The following is a 13,644-nucleotide window of genomic DNA, read 5'->3' on the forward strand; positions in this document are numbered from 1 at the left end:
GGCTGACGGGTCTCTGTGTGGAAATCGTTGTGTGAAGTCGCTTTCAATGGCTGCGGTGCAGTGATCGAAATACAGCTTTCAATGTGCTCGCCTAGAGTCACTCTGTCATTAATTGACGTCAACTAATGGTCGGCATAATACCACTTAAGATACCGTTGGTCGCGTTCGGGTATATACCTCTATACCGTCAGGAAATATAGTTTCTGGACGATAGTTCCACAATGAAAAAACATTCGATTTTTATCGTCGGAAGATATCGATTGCCAGGGATTTTGTTTTTATTGCCAGGCACTCTCTGACGTCGACACAGGGATAACTATTTATTTAGGGCTGTTGTCGACTGGTATTCAATTGCGATATGAGCGCATCAAGTTATAGGGCTGCGTCATGGCAATAAAAAGCGCAAGACGGCTAGAAACTGGTGATTTTAAGCTTGCCGTTCCGAGAACGAAACGAGCCTGAACGGTCTGGAGTGGCTGGGCGGCTGAAATTGACTTTGTCCCACATGAAACGCAAACGCTTCAATCAGCGAGGTCTGTTCAGTGTCATCAAGACTGAGTTGGCCGGTAGTCTGATCGATGAGTTCGAGTTGCCAGGCCATGAGTGTGAAGCAGTCCTTGAGTGCATCCAGGGCTTGATCGTGCAGGTCCATGTGGTTCTGCGCGTGGCTCAGCAGTCCATGAATATGCAGCGAGAACTCCGAGACCGTCGCCAGTGCCAAGGCATCGGCTTTGCTGGACAGCTTGAGAAGGGTGCTGAGCATGCAATCGATGGCGTCCCTGTCATTGCTGATCAGTTGCAAATGACTCAGGCATTCCTCGGATTTGGCCAAGAGTGTTTCAGCCTCGACGAGAAACTCTGGAAATCGCTGAGCCCACTCTTTGGTGTCGTTCGGCATGCTTATCTCCACAACGTCATGTCAGATGAGGGAATGTCGTGCGTGCCGACGAAAAGCACAGGTGTCCCGGCACCGCCAGTCCTTTGTGAAATCGCGCTCCAACAGGTTTGAGCGCCGGCTGGGGAACTCGAGAGGGTGGGTGGCCACTGACCTGCGATCGCACACAAAAGCCTGACTCCGTTCATGCAATGAGAATGGCGTCACATTAATGGCTATTGGATATTGCGAATATCAGGTTGGGCCTGATTGTTACTAGGGGAATCCCTTACACAGGGGAACCTAACGTGCAAACCGAGGTCGCGCCGCAGGGAATGGAGCAGATGAAATCCCGGAGTCAGTAAAGCATGATGTTAATGTGACATCAATGCCTGATCGTGGCATTTTGTCTGGGGGTCAAGGTCCGGCAAAAACAGCCGATAACTCCCTTTAGTGAATTCATCAGAACAAGCCCAGGAGTCATTAATGGCCGGCATTCTCGACACGGTAGACCAACGCACGCAACTGGTGGGTGAGAATCGCCTGGAAATTCTCATGTTCCGGCTGGCCGGACGGCAATTGTTTGCGATCAACGTCTTCAAGGTCCAGGAAGTGCTGCAGCTACCGAAGCTGACCCTGATGCCGCAACGTCATCCCTTTGTTTGCGGTGTGGTCAACCTGCGTGGCCAGACGTTGCCAGTGATCGACCTGTCCCAGGCCATCGGCATGCGCCCGCTGGTGCCAAGCCCCACCAGTACCATTATCGTCACCGAGTACAACCGCTCGGTGCAGGCGTTCCTGGTCGGTGGTGTGGACCGCATCGTCAACATGAACTGGGAAGCCATTTTGCCGCCGCCAACCAGCGCCGGTCGCCAGCATTACCTGACCGCCATCAGCAAGGTCGATGATCAGTTGGTGGAAATCATCGATGTCGAAAAAGTCCTGGCCGAAATCGTTCCATACAACGCCAAGGTATCGCGCGACAAACTCGACGATCCGGTTCTGGAGCTCGCCCGGGGCCGTGAAGTGCTGCTGGTGGATGACTCGAACGTGGCCCTGTCGCAATTGCGCGACACCTTGGGTCAGTTGGGCGTGAAGATGCACATTGCCAGCGATGGCTTGAAGGCGCTGAACATGCTCAAGGCCTGGGCCGATACGGGCGAAGTCATGACTGACAAGCTGCTGATGATCTTCACCGATGCGGAAATGCCGGAAATGGACGGTTATCGCCTGACCACCGAAATTCGTAACGATCCCCGTTTGCGCAGCCTTTATGTGGTCTTGCACACTTCGCTGTCGGGCAGCTTCAACGACTCGATGGTGAAGAAGGTCGGCTGCGACAACTTCCTCTCCAAGTTCCAGCCCGACAAACTCGTCGACGTGGTGCGCCAGCGCCTGATGCTCGACGCAGTTCCGGCCTGAAATGGGCATGTAGGAGCCAGCGGTGCGGCGATCCGACTTGCCGGCGAAGGCGTCCCTAAGAGCGCCTTCGCCGGCAAGCCTGGCTCCTACGAAAAGCGGGCAAGCCCTCGCCACAGGGTCTTTGATTCGGCGATCAAGCTCGTATAGGGTGGCGTTTTTACCCACCAGGGAGCTGGCCATGCGTCTGAGCGCGCTTTATCGTTATCCGTTGAAATCCGGCAAGGGCGAGAGCCTGAATCAGGTCAGCCTGGACAAGCTGGGACTGGACGGCGATCGACGCTGGATGCTGGTGGACGAGGCCAGCGGGCGCTTCCTGACCCAGCGCGCGGTCGCGAAAATGAGTCAGCTGTCAGCGTTGTGGAATGCCGACGGCGGCTTGACCCTCAGTGCTCCGGACCATTCACCGATCGATATTGCGTTGCCCGACGGTGAAGCCGAGCTGCGTGGCGTGACCATCTGGCGCGACACCTTGCGCGTTCCCGATGCCGGCGATGCGGCGGGTGCCTGGGTCAGTGAGTTCATCGGCAAGCCGACGCGCCTGGTGCAAGTGCCGCTTGATCGCGCGCGGACCACCCAGGCGGGCTACGGAAAGGATGATGATCAGGTGGCTTTTGCCGACGGCTTTCCGTTGTTGCTGATTGGTCAGGCGTCGCTGGAAGACTTGTCGAACAAGGTCGGTCGGCCGCTGGAGATGTTGCGTTTCCGGCCCAATCTGGTGATCGAGGGCAGCGAGGCGTATGCAGAAGATAGTTGGAAGCGCGTCCGCATTGGCGACGTTGAGTTTCGCGTGGTCAAGTCCTGTTCACGCTGCATTCTGACCACCATCGACCCGCAGACCGGCGAACGCAGCGAAGATCGTGAGCCGCTGGCGACCTTGCAGAAATACCGCACCGTGGCCGATGGCGCGATGTTCGGTCAGAACCTGGTCAACGACGGTAACGGCCGCCTGGAAGTCGGCATGCCGGTGACGATCCTCGAATAAAGCTCTTCAAGATGAAAAAATGCCCGTGTCCAAGGACACGGGCATATTTTGTCGCTGTGAAAACCCGGGGGTTTAGCCGCGGTATTCGCACAGGTAAGCGGTGTCGACGGCCACTTTCAGCTGGAACTGGCTGTTGGCGGGCACGTTGAACTGGCTGCCAGCGGCGAAGGTTTCCCAGGTGTCGCTGTCAGGCAGTTTGACGGTCAGGGCGCCGGACACCACGTGCATGATTTCACGCTGGCTGGTGCCGAATTTGTATTCGCCCGGTGCCATGACGCCGATGGTCGCTGGACCTTCAGCGGTGCCAAAGGCGATCGACTTGACGGTGCCGTCGAAGTACTCGTTGACTTTAAACATGGGCGGTTCCTCGAAAAGGGCTGAAAAGGGCCGGCCAGTATGCACAAGGTGTCGATAGGCGTCACCTCCTGCACTCAAGGATTAGCGGGGAAAACCAGCGGTAACAAACGCGCAGTATTGCGCGCGTCTTCCAGCGCCCGATGCTGCTGACCGTTGAACTGCAGGCCCGCCAGTTGCAAGGCTCCATTAAGCCCCAGCGGGCGCTCGAGCCGACGAGCCTTGGCGAAGCGTTGCTTGAGATTCATGTGCGGTACCCGGCTCAGGGCGCTGTCGAGTTGCAGGCGCTGCCAGTCCTGAAGCAGTTGCTTGCGGTCGTAATCGCCCCAACTGGCCCAGCCTTCCAGGCGCGCGTGATGTTGACCGAGCCAGCGTTCGAACGAGGACCAGACATCGGTGAGCGGCTGTGCGGCATCGATATTGGCCTGGGTGATGTGGGTCAGTTCCCGGCAAAACGGCGTCAGCAAGGGCCGGCGCAACGGGCGCACGAAGCACTGGAAGTGATCCAGTTCCTGGCCCTTGCGGTCCACGAGGGTGGCACCGATTTCGATGATTTCCATTTCCGTTACTGGCCAGCCACCCTCATCGGTGGTGGCTTCCAGATCAATGACCAACCAGTGAGGCATCGCAGGGTTCCTGGTATCCGCGTCCTGATAGGGCTTGAGCGTAGCCAAACCCGGCGGATCCGCCTAGCGGCTTATTCGACCTCCAACAAAATCTGACGATTTTTTACCTGATCGCCGACCCTGACCTGCAAGCGTTTGAGCACGCCGTCGATACCCGATTTGAGCGGATGTTCCATTTTCATCGCTTCGAGCACCACCAGCAGCTGACCTTTGCTGACCGGGCTGCCCTCACTGACCAGTACATCGACGATCGCCCCGTCCATTGGTGCCTTGAGCGTGCCGGAACTGACACTGGCCTGGCCGCTGACCCGCGCCTGGGTCCGATCGACCAGCCGCAGGCTGCCGGGGCGCGTGAACAACCAGAGTTGCCCGGCCTCGAGGCGATAGGCATGGCGTTGGCGGGTGCCGTCGATTTCCAGGGTGGCCCAGCGTCCGTCGCATCCGATGATCTTCAGTTCGAGGGCACGAGCGCCGATCTGAGCACGGTAGGGTTTGCCGGGTTCAGCGTTCAATTCCACCGGCCAATCATGATCCTCCAGGCCGATTCGGTAGTGCAAAGGCACGCTGGCGTTGTTGCGCCAACCGGCCAGCGGGGCTCGGTGAGCCTGTGCCGACGCGTGATAAAAAAGCGCCGCGGCGATGGCCAGTTCTTCGGCGCTCGGCACATGGGGATGCAGGCAGGGATGATCGGTAAAGTACGTGGGGATGAACCCGGTGCTGAACTCGCCGCCGATGAACTGTGGATGTTCCAGCAGGCTGGCGAGCAAGCGCTGATTGCTCTGTACGCCCAGCAGTACGCTGTCCTGTACTGCCCGCAGCAACTTGCGCCGGGCTTCTTCGCGGGTGGCGCCGTGGGCGATGAGCTTGCCCAGCATCGGGTCATAGAACGGGCTGACAGACTGGCCTTCGATCAGGCCATGGTCGATCCGCACGCTGCCCGGCAACGCAGGCTCCCAGGCTGCGATTCGCCCGGTTTGCGGCAGAAATCCCTGGGCCGGATCTTCGGCGTACAGGCGCACCTCCATGGCATGCCCGTTGAGCTGCACCTGCTCCTGTCGTAGTGGCAGCGGTTGTCCTTCGGCGACGTGTAATTGCCAGGCCACCAAATCGAGGCCGGTGATCAGCTCTGTCACCGGGTGTTCCACTTGCAGCCGGGTATTCATCTCCAGAAAGTAAAACTGCCCGCGAGCATCCAGCAGGAACTCCACAGTGCCAGCGCCGACGTAATTCACCGCGCGCCCTGCCTTGAGCGCCGCTTCGCCCATGGCCTGGCGCAGCTCGGCGGTCATTACCGGGCAAGGCGCTTCCTCGATGATTTTCTGGTGGCGGCGCTGAATCGAACAGTCGCGCTCACCGAGGTAGATCAGGCTGCCGTGCTGATCGCCGAACACTTGAACCTCGACGTGACGCGGGTCGATCAAGGCTTGCTCGAGGATCAGTTCGTCGCTGCCAAACCCATGCAGCGCCTCGGAGCGTGCGGTGCGAATCTGCTCCAGCAACTCTCCAGCGCTGTGCACCAGGCGCATGCCACGACCGCCGCCGCCGGCACTGGCCTTGATCATCAGCGGGTAGCCGATGCGTTCGGCTTCGCGGCTCAGGGTCGCGTCATCCTGTTCGCTGCCCTGATAGCCTTTGATACAGGGCACGCCCGCTTTGATCATGGCGAGTTTCGACAGGCGTTTGCTGCCCATCAGTTCGATGGCCTCGGGGCTGGGGCCGATGAAGATGATGCCGGCCTGTTGGCAGGTGAGGGCGAATTCTGCGTTTTCCGAGAGGAAGCCGTAACCGGGGTGGATCGCATCGGCACACGTGCGCCGGGCGGCGTCGATGATTGCCGGGATGTTCAGGTAAGACTGCTGCACCGGGGCCGGGCCGATGTTCACGGCTTCGTCGGCCATCTGCACATGCAATGCGTCGGCGTCGGCCTCGCTGAACACGGCGACGGTGCGGTAGCCCAGCGCTTGTGCGGTGCGCTGGATGCGGCAGGCGATTTCACCGCGGTTGGCGATCAGGATTTTGCTAAAGGCGGGCATGGGTTATTCCCTTTGTATTGCGGTGAATGTGATGGCCCCATCGCGGGCAAGCCCGCTCCCACAGGATTTTGTGAACGACACAGATCCCTGTGGGAGCGGGCTTGCCCGCGATGCTTTTATGGCGCCCACCCCGGTTTACGCTTCTGCACAAAGGCCATGGTCCCCTCGACCCCTTCATCCCCAGTCACCGCTTCGCTGAACCACTCGGCCGCCTGATCGAGCAGGCCATCCGAAGGTTGTCCGGCACTCGCCAGCAAGAGTTTTTTGGTCGCCGCATTCGCCCCCGGGGCGCAACACAACACATGGGCCAGCACTTCATCGAGGCGCTCGGCCAAGGCTTGCGGGTCATGCTCGACAAAATGCACCAACCCCATCCGCCGCGCCTGGTTGCCATCGAACCGTGCGGCGGTCAGGGCCAGTCGGCGGGCTTGGGTCAGACCAATGCGCTGCACCACGAACGGCGCGATCTGCGCCGGCAGCAGGCCGAGGCTGGTTTCCGGCAGGCCGAATTGCGCCTGATGATCGGCCATCGCGATGTCACTGACACAGGCCAGGCCGAAACCACCGCCAAGCACCGCGCCTTGCAGCACGGTGATCACCACTTGTGGCGCGTGCTGTGGTTTCTTCCAGCAAGGCGCCGAACACGCGGTTCAAATCGCGATAGGCCGTTTGGCCCTGAGTGCGGGCGTTGGCCATGTCCTTGATGTCGGCACCGGCACAAAAATGCCCGCCGGCACCGCCAATCACCAACGCGCGAACCTGCCGGTCATCCCGCACCGCCGCCAGCACTGCACGCAATTCGGCAACCATTTGCAGGTTCATGGCGTTGCGACTGTCGGGGCGGTTTAGGGTGATGTGCAGGACGCCGTTATGCCGTTCTAGCAACAGGGTCTGACAAACGGGAAGGGTGCTCATTTCTTTTTCCCCGGCAGGATGCCCATGAGTTTGCAGATGATCCCCAGCATGATTTCGTCGGCACCGCCGCCGATCGACACTAGCCGCACGTCGCGGTAAGCCCGGGCCACCGGGTTGTCCCACATGAAGCCCATGCCGCCCCAATATTGCAGGCAACTGTCGCTGACTTCCCGACCGAGTCGCCCGGCCTTGAGTTTGGCCATGGACGCCAGACGGGTGACATCCTGGCCTTTGATGTATTGCTCGGTGGCCTGATAGACCAGCGCCCGCAGGCATTCGATTTCGGTTTGCAATTCGGCCAGGCGGAAATGGATGACCTGATTGTCGATCAGCGCATTGCCGAAGGTTTTGCGCTCCTTGCAGTACTCGATGGTGCTGTCGACGCAGTATTCCAGGCCTTTGATCATGTTCGCCGCGCCGAACAATCGTTCTTCCTGGAACTGCAGCATCTGCATCATGAACCCGGCGCCTTCGTGGCCGATGCGGTTGCGTTGCGGTACGCGCACGTTGTCGAAGAATATCTGGGCGGTTTCCGAGCTGCGCATGCCGAGCTTGTCCAGGTGCGAGCTGAGGCTGATCCCGGGGCTGTTCATTGGCACCATGATCAGCGACTTGTTGATGTGCGGTTTGTCGTCCGAGGTGTTGGCCAGCAGGCAGATGAAGTCGGCGCTCGGCGAGTTGGTGATCCACATCTTGCTGCCGTTGATCACGTAGTCATCGCCGTCCTTGCGGGCGGTGGTTTTCAAACCTGCTACGTCGGAGCCGGCGCCGACTTCGGAGACGCCGATACAGCCAACCTGCTCGCCGGTGATCGCTGGCCGCAGGAACTCTTCACGCAGTTCATCGGAGCCGAATCGTGCCAGAGCCGGGGTACACATGTCGGTCTGCACGCCGATGGACATCGGAATGCCGCCGCAATGAATGGTGCCGAACTCTTCGGCCGCCACAATCGAATAGCTGTAATCGAGCCCCATGCCACCGAATTTTTCCGGTTTGGAAATCCCCAGCAGACCGAGGTCGCCCGCCTTGCGGAAGATCTCATGGATCGGAAAACGCCCGGCCTTTTCCCATTCCTCGACATGAGGATTGATCTCGTGATCGACGAATTGGCGGATGGTGCGACGCAGTGCTTCGTGTTCCTGGGTGAAGATCATTTTTTATTGTTCTCCTGTCGAACCCGATCGTTCCTTTGCTGCGCATGGGAACGATCAATCAAAACCTCGCGACGCCGAAACTGTTGGGTTGCAGCGAACGAACCTCGGCCTCATGGCAGATATCCAGCAGGTACCCGAGCAGGGTCCGGGTGTCCCGCGGATCGATCAGCCCGTCGTCCCACAGATTGGCGCTGCCATACAGCGCTGTGGACTGGCTGTCGAGTTTCTGCGCGGTGACCTGTTCCAGCATGTCGAGCATTTTCGGGTCGGGCACCACCCCGTCCTTGAGCTGTTTGGCTTCGGTGACGATCCGCAACACTTTGCCGGCCTGGGCGCCGCCCATCACCGCGGTGCGGCTGTTGGGCCAGGCGAAGATGAAACGCGGGTCGAGGCCACGGCCGCACATCGCGTAGTTGCCGGCACCGTAGGAGCCACCGACGACGATCGTCAATTTAGGCACCCGAGCATTGGCCACCGCTTGAATCATTTTGGCGCCGTGCTTGATCACCCCTTGTTGCTCCGACTCGGTGCCGACCATGAAACCGGTGGTGTTGTGGAAAAACAGCAGGGGCGTCTGGCTCTGGTCGCAGAGCTGAATGAACTGTGCAGCCTTGCTCGCACCTTTGGGCGTAATTGGGCCGTTGTTGCCGATGAAGCCGCAGGCTCGACCCTGAATCTGCAAATGCCCGCAGATTGTTTGCGGGTCGAACTCGCCCTTGAATTCGAGGAAGTTCGACGCGTCGGCAATCCGCGCGATGATTTCGCGCACGTCGTAGGATTTTTTCGGGTCATCCGGGATCAGGCCCAGCAGTTCGTCGATGGGGTAGAGCGGTTCTTCCCACTGACGTTCGGGTAACCATTGCAACTGATCGTTCCATGGCAACAGGCTCATGATCTCGCGCACCTGGCGCACGCCATCGGCATCGTTCTCTGCCAGGTATTCGGCGGTGCCGGCGGTTTGCGCGTGCATCTCGGCGCCGCCCAGTTCTTCGTCGGTGGCGACTTCACCGGTGGCGGCCTTGAGCAGTGGGGGACCTGCGAGAAACAGCTTGGCCTTGCCGCGCACCACCACCACGTAATCCGACAACCCCGGCTGATAAGCACCGCCTGCCGTGGCCGAGCCATGGACCACGGTGATTTGCGGCAAGCCCATGGCCGACATCCGCGCCTGATTGGCAAAACTGCGCGCGCCTTCGACGAAAATCTCCGCCGCGTAATTGAGGTTGGCGCCTCCGCTTTCCGCGAGGGTGATTACCGGCAGTTTGTTTTCCATGGCGATCTGTTGCAGGCGCAGTGATTTTTTCAAACCGCTGGGGGAAATGGTTCCACCCTTGATCGCGCTGTTGTTCGCCACCACCAGCACTCGTGCGCCGGACACGTAACCGATCCCGGCGATCAAACCGCCGCCGGCCGAGCTGCCGTCCTTGTCGTCGTGCAACTTGTAGCCGGCCAGGCTCGCCAACTCGAGGAACGGTGCGCCGGGGTCGAGTAATAAATTGAGGCGTTCACGGGGTAGCAGTTGCCCGCGCTTGTCGAACCTGGGCTTGGCTTCGGCGGCTTTGCTCAGCAGGTTCTGCTCGAGCTGACGGACCTGCTCGATGCCGGCCAGCATGGCCACCCGGTTGCGGGCAAACGCTTCGCTGAACGGATCTACCTGGGACTGGATGACCGGCATGGTTATTCCTTGTCCTTGAGCTCGTCTGGTTTGGACGCGTCTGGTTTGGGCACGTCGGGTCTGAGTACTTCGGGTAAATACGCGCGGTGAAAGCCGTTGTAGGAGTGACTGTTCTGCGCCTTGTGCATCGGCCAGGCCCGCCCGCCGAGGCTGGCGGCACCGTCGATGCGTAGCGTGCTGCCGCTGACAAAAGCGGCTGCCGGGCTGAGCAGGAAAACAATCGCCGCGCTGATTTCCGATTCGGTGCCAATGCGTTTGAGTGGTACGTGTTCGCACAAGGTCGGGATCACGGCCCGGAACGCACCTTCGTAGGTGTCCATGCCGCTGGAGGCGACCCAGCCTGGCGCGACGGCGTTGACCCGCACGCCGGCATAGCCCCATTCAAACGCGGCGGTCTTGGTGAAGTTGTCCATGCCCGAGCGCGCCGCACCTGAGTGGCCCATGCCGGGCATGCCGCCCCACATGTCGGCGAGCATGTTGACGATGGCGCCGCCGTGCTTGCTCATGGACTGATTGAACACCTCACGGGCCATCAGAAAACCGCCCACCAGGTTGGTGCGCAGTATGGTTTCGAAACCTTTCTGATTGATCGACGCCAGGGGCGAGGGGTACTGCCCGCCAGCATTGTTGACCAGTCCATGAATCGGTCCGTGTTTGCGGATTAGTTCGCTGACCAGTTGCGTGACGGCGTCTTCATCGCGGATATCGCAGACCTGCCAACTGGCTTTACCCCCGTCTTCGGTGATTTCGGCGGCGACCTTTTTCAGTTTCTCGGTATTCCGTCCCACCAGCAGCACATGCGCGCCGAGGGCTGCGAGCTCGTGAGCGGTGCAACGGCCGATGCCGCTGCCGCCACCGGTGACGATGATGTTTTGGCCGGCGAACAGGTCGGGTTTGAAAATCGAGTCATAAGCCATGGCGACAGTCCTCTAATTGACCTGATCGGCGATGCGCTGCGGCACCGGAATCTGGATCTCCAGCAGTTGTTGGGCGAAGGCCTTGCCTTGCGGATCGATCCGCAGGCTGGCCACGCCACCGCCGCCGAGCGCGTTCTCCAGAAGAAAATTAAAGCTCTGAGTGCCTGGTAAATACCAGCGTTCGACACGCCCGTGGATCGGATCGAGGACATGGCTCATCCAGTCGACCATCACCGCAGGTGTCAGCGCTTCGGCGATCCACGGCAGGTAGTCGGGATGGCGGGCCATGACGCCGATATTGCTGTGATTGCCCTTGTCGCCGGAGCGCGCCACGGCGAGTTTGATCAGGGCCACGCTGGCGTCGGCGCGTTCTGTGGGTTGGGGCGGATCGAACGGTAGCGGCAAGTCATCCGGGTCGAGTACATCGAGGGCGGGCAGGGCGCACGGGTGGCGCTCACCGGCGAGGTCGATTTCCAGGCTGCAGGCCGTTTTGTCGATCAGGAATGAAAACAGCCGGATCAGCGGGTACACCGTCGGCCGCCCGCCGACGATCCCGGTCAGCCCCGGCGCCATGCCGGTGGCGGCCTGGGCGATTTCCCGGGAAAACAGAATCAAGGCTTGTTTGCTCGGATGGCGCACGGCGAGTTTGATCACCACTTCGCGGCTGTCCTGGCGCTGGCCATGAGGGCCATAAGTGGCTTCGCTGCCCAGCAGTTCGATGTTCACTTCGCTGTAGGGCGCCCAACCGCGCTGGCAGAAGATTTCCGCGGTCTTGTTGATGATCGCCTGGCTGACCCGTCGGGCCTTGGCCACGGCATCGATCCCGGCGATCAGGCAGCTGGCGGTACAGCGAAAACCGTCCGGATAGGTGGCGCTGACCTTGTACTGATCGGTCGGCGGCAAGCCTTTTGCGCCATGCACCTGCACCGCGTTTTTGCCTTGCTGCACGAGTTTGACCTGACTGAAGTCGCACACCACATCGGGCAGCAAATAGGCCTGCGGGTCACCGATTTCATAAAGCATCTGCTCGCCCACCGTCAGGGGCGTGACCAGGCCACCGGAACCATCGGGTTTGCTGACGATGAACTGGCCGTCGGCGCCGACTTCGACGATCGGAAAACCGATGTGTTCATAATCGGGCACGTCGTGCCAATCGGTGAAATTGCCGCCGGTGCACTGGGCGCCACATTCAATAAGGTGCCCGGCCAATGCAGCCTGGGCGAGTTTGTCGTAGTCGTGCCACGACCAGCCAAACTCATGCACCAGCGCGGCGCTGACCACGGCGCTGTCGACCACGCGCCCGGTAATCACAATGTCGGCACCCAGGCGCAAGGCTTCGACAATGCCTGGCGCGCCGAGGTAGGCGTTGGTCGACACACACATCGGCGGCAGGGGTGCGCCACTGAACATCTCATGCAGGCCAAGGCTGCTCAGGTGTTTGAACTGGGGTTGCAGGTCGTCACCCGACAGCACGGCGATCTTCAACGTCACCCCGGCCTTGTCACAGGCAGCTTGCAGGGCAGCGGCGCAAGCCTGTGGATTGACGCCACCGGCATTGCTGATAACGCGAATCTTCTGTTCCGCGAGCTGGTTGAGGAGGGGGCTAAGGACTTCGATGAAGTCGCTGGCGTAGCCGGCCCCCGGATCCTTCATCCGCGCCCCGGCCATGATCGACATGGTGATCTCGGCCAGATAATCGAACACCAGATAGTCCAGTCGTCCACCTTCCACCAATTGCGCGGCGGCGGTCGAGGTGTCGCCCCAGAATGCGCTGGCGCAACCGATACGGATTGTTTTAGGCGCAGCCAATTCCATAACCACCTCCGGCAGAAGTGCTTCGAGACTACCAAGCAAGCGCTTGGTTTGTAAACGACTGAAATATCTTCTGCCCAAGCGCTTGCTTGGTCGCCCCCGCCAGCTTAAATTGCCCGCGCAACCCCGCTGTTTTCGCGGGCAGCGGCGTAATTGATTGATCGACTGTAGGAGAGAACGGGTGGACGAGCAAAAAGCCCTGAGGGTGATGCGCGAATTGGTCGACAGCGGCCAATTGACCGACCCGGACAGCGCCCGCGGCAAAACTGCTGCAAGTGGCCGCTCACCTGTTTCGCAACAAGGGTTATGAACGGACCACTGTGCGCGATCTGGCCAGCGCGGTGGGTATTCAGTCAGGCAGCATCTTTCATCACTTCAAAAGCAAGGACGAGATCCTGCGGGCCGTGATGGAGGAGACCATTCGCTACAACACCGCGTTGATGCGTGCAGCGCTGGCCGAGGCCGGCAGTGTGCGCGAGCGGGTTCTGGCGCTGATTCGTTGCGAATTGCAGTCGATCATGGGCGGCAGCGGCGAAGCCATGGCGGTGCTGGTGTATGAATGGCGTTCGCTGTCAGCAGAAGGCCAGGCGCAGGTTCTGGCGCTGCGCGATATTTATGAAGACATCTGGCTGCAGGTACTGGGCGAAGCCAAGGACGCCGGGTTTTATCCGTGGCGACGTGTTCATCACCCGCCGTTTCCTGACGGGCGCGTTGTCCTGGACCACCACCTGGTTTCGTGCCGATGGCAGCATGAGCCTCGATCAATTGGCTGATGAAGCGCTTATTCTGGTGCTTGAAGAACGGCAGTGAGCCGTCTATCTCGGCAAGAAACTGGCTAAGTTAGCAAAACCGCCTAGCTTGAATGCATTGATGGGTATTT

The 13,644-nt window shown here is 60.0% G+C and carries 10 protein-coding genes and 2 pseudogenes; 3 read left to right on the forward strand and 9 right to left on the reverse strand.

The annotated features are described in order from the left end of the window. Nucleotides 1–427: 427 nt before the first annotated feature. Nucleotides 428–898, reverse strand: coding sequence for a hypothetical protein (locus PSH65_RS09070; protein WP_305425890.1), 471 nt, complete (start codon nucleotides 896–898; stop codon nucleotides 428–430). A 462-nt stretch (nucleotides 899–1,360) separates the two neighbouring features. On the opposite strand from PSH65_RS09070, the gene PSH65_RS09075 reads away from it, so the two are divergent. Continuing rightward, nucleotides 1,361–2,296 carry a chemotaxis protein CheV gene (locus PSH65_RS09075; protein ID WP_305425892.1) on the forward strand — a complete coding sequence of 312 codons (936 nt, stop codon included), beginning with the start codon at nucleotides 1,361–1,363 and terminating at the stop codon, nucleotides 2,294–2,296. Between the two features lie 178 nt (nucleotides 2,297–2,474). After that, nucleotides 2,475–3,278, forward strand: coding sequence for an MOSC domain-containing protein (locus PSH65_RS09080; protein ID WP_305425894.1), 804 nt, complete (start codon nucleotides 2,475–2,477; stop codon nucleotides 3,276–3,278). A 72-nt stretch (nucleotides 3,279–3,350) separates the two neighbouring features. On the opposite strand, the gene PSH65_RS09085 is transcribed toward PSH65_RS09080, so the two are convergent. The 8 genes and pseudogenes from PSH65_RS09085 to PSH65_RS09120 all read right to left on the reverse strand — a co-directional run bounded on the left by PSH65_RS09085 (nucleotide 3,351) and on the right by PSH65_RS09120 (nucleotide 12,767). Further along, nucleotides 3,351–3,635, reverse strand: a complete 285-nt coding sequence (locus tag PSH65_RS09085; RefSeq protein WP_305425896.1) for a pyrimidine/purine nucleoside phosphorylase — start codon at nucleotides 3,633–3,635, stop codon at nucleotides 3,351–3,353. A gap of 74 nt (nucleotides 3,636–3,709) precedes the next feature. Then, complete coding sequence (locus PSH65_RS09090; protein WP_305425897.1) at nucleotides 3,710–4,258, reverse strand: exonuclease domain-containing protein; 549 nt, start codon at nucleotides 4,256–4,258, stop codon at nucleotides 3,710–3,712. 71 nt (nucleotides 4,259–4,329) lie between these two features. Next, nucleotides 4,330–6,291: an acetyl/propionyl/methylcrotonyl-CoA carboxylase subunit alpha gene (locus PSH65_RS09095; RefSeq protein ID WP_305425898.1), complete on the reverse strand. Its 1,962-nt coding sequence runs from the start codon at nucleotides 6,289–6,291 to the stop codon at nucleotides 4,330–4,332. A gap of 116 nt (nucleotides 6,292–6,407) precedes the next feature. Then, nucleotides 6,408–7,206 (reverse strand): annotated as a pseudogene (locus tag PSH65_RS09100) (enoyl-CoA hydratase/isomerase family protein). Next, nucleotides 7,203–8,360 (reverse strand): citronellyl-CoA dehydrogenase, encoded by a 1,158-nt coding sequence (gene atuD / locus PSH65_RS09105; protein WP_305425900.1) that lies wholly within the window; start codon nucleotides 8,358–8,360, stop codon nucleotides 7,203–7,205. Before atuD ends, PSH65_RS09100 begins: the two are co-directional and overlap by 4 nt. Before the next feature lie 58 nt (nucleotides 8,361–8,418). After that, nucleotides 8,419–10,035 (reverse strand): geranyl-CoA carboxylase subunit beta, encoded by a 1,617-nt coding sequence (gene atuC, locus PSH65_RS09110; RefSeq protein WP_305425901.1) that lies wholly within the window; start codon nucleotides 10,033–10,035, stop codon nucleotides 8,419–8,421. 2 nt (nucleotides 10,036–10,037) lie between these two features. Next, the gene (locus PSH65_RS09115) at nucleotides 10,038–10,952 is read right to left on the reverse strand and encodes an SDR family oxidoreductase (protein WP_305425903.1); all 915 of its coding nucleotides are present in this window, start codon (nucleotides 10,950–10,952) and stop codon (nucleotides 10,038–10,040) included. A gap of 12 nt (nucleotides 10,953–10,964) precedes the next feature. Then, nucleotides 10,965–12,767, reverse strand: coding sequence for an acyclic terpene utilization AtuA family protein (locus PSH65_RS09120; RefSeq protein WP_305425904.1), 1,803 nt, complete (start codon nucleotides 12,765–12,767; stop codon nucleotides 10,965–10,967). 178 nt (nucleotides 12,768–12,945) lie between these two features. Between PSH65_RS09120 and PSH65_RS09125 the strand changes: the two are divergent. Further along, nucleotides 12,946–13,574 (forward strand): annotated as a pseudogene (locus PSH65_RS09125) (TetR/AcrR family transcriptional regulator). Nucleotides 13,575–13,644 lie beyond the last annotated feature (70 nt).

Source organism: Pseudomonas sp. FP603 (genome assembly GCF_030687415.1).
Lineage (GTDB): Bacteria > Pseudomonadota > Gammaproteobacteria > Pseudomonadales > Pseudomonadaceae > Aquipseudomonas > Aquipseudomonas wuhanensis.

What these genes read in the sequence shown, in the direction of transcription:
- atuC (WP_305425901.1), bottom strand. Translation starts at nt 10,035, where the DNA reads ATGCCGGTCATCCAGTCCCAGGTAGATCCGTTCAGCGAAGCGTTTGCC.
- PSH65_RS09090 (WP_305425897.1), bottom strand. Translation starts at nt 4,258, where the DNA reads ATGCCTCACTGGTTGGTCATTGATCTGGAAGCCACCACCGATGAGGGT.
- PSH65_RS09080 (WP_305425894.1), top strand. Translation starts at nt 2,475, where the DNA reads ATGCGTCTGAGCGCGCTTTATCGTTATCCGTTGAAATCCGGCAAGGGC.
- PSH65_RS09070 (WP_305425890.1), bottom strand. Translation starts at nt 898, where the DNA reads ATGCCGAACGACACCAAAGAGTGGGCTCAGCGATTTCCAGAGTTTCTC.
- PSH65_RS09075 (WP_305425892.1), top strand. Translation starts at nt 1,361, where the DNA reads ATGGCCGGCATTCTCGACACGGTAGACCAACGCACGCAACTGGTGGGT.
- PSH65_RS09095 (WP_305425898.1), bottom strand. Translation starts at nt 6,291, where the DNA reads ATGCCCGCCTTTAGCAAAATCCTGATCGCCAACCGCGGTGAAATCGCC.
- atuD (WP_305425900.1), bottom strand. Translation starts at nt 8,360, where the DNA reads ATGATCTTCACCCAGGAACACGAAGCACTGCGTCGCACCATCCGCCAA.
- PSH65_RS09115 (WP_305425903.1), bottom strand. Translation starts at nt 10,952, where the DNA reads ATGGCTTATGACTCGATTTTCAAACCCGACCTGTTCGCCGGCCAAAAC.
- PSH65_RS09085 (WP_305425896.1), bottom strand. Translation starts at nt 3,635, where the DNA reads ATGTTTAAAGTCAACGAGTACTTCGACGGCACCGTCAAGTCGATCGCC.
- PSH65_RS09120 (WP_305425904.1), bottom strand. Translation starts at nt 12,767, where the DNA reads ATGGAATTGGCTGCGCCTAAAACAATCCGTATCGGTTGCGCCAGCGCA.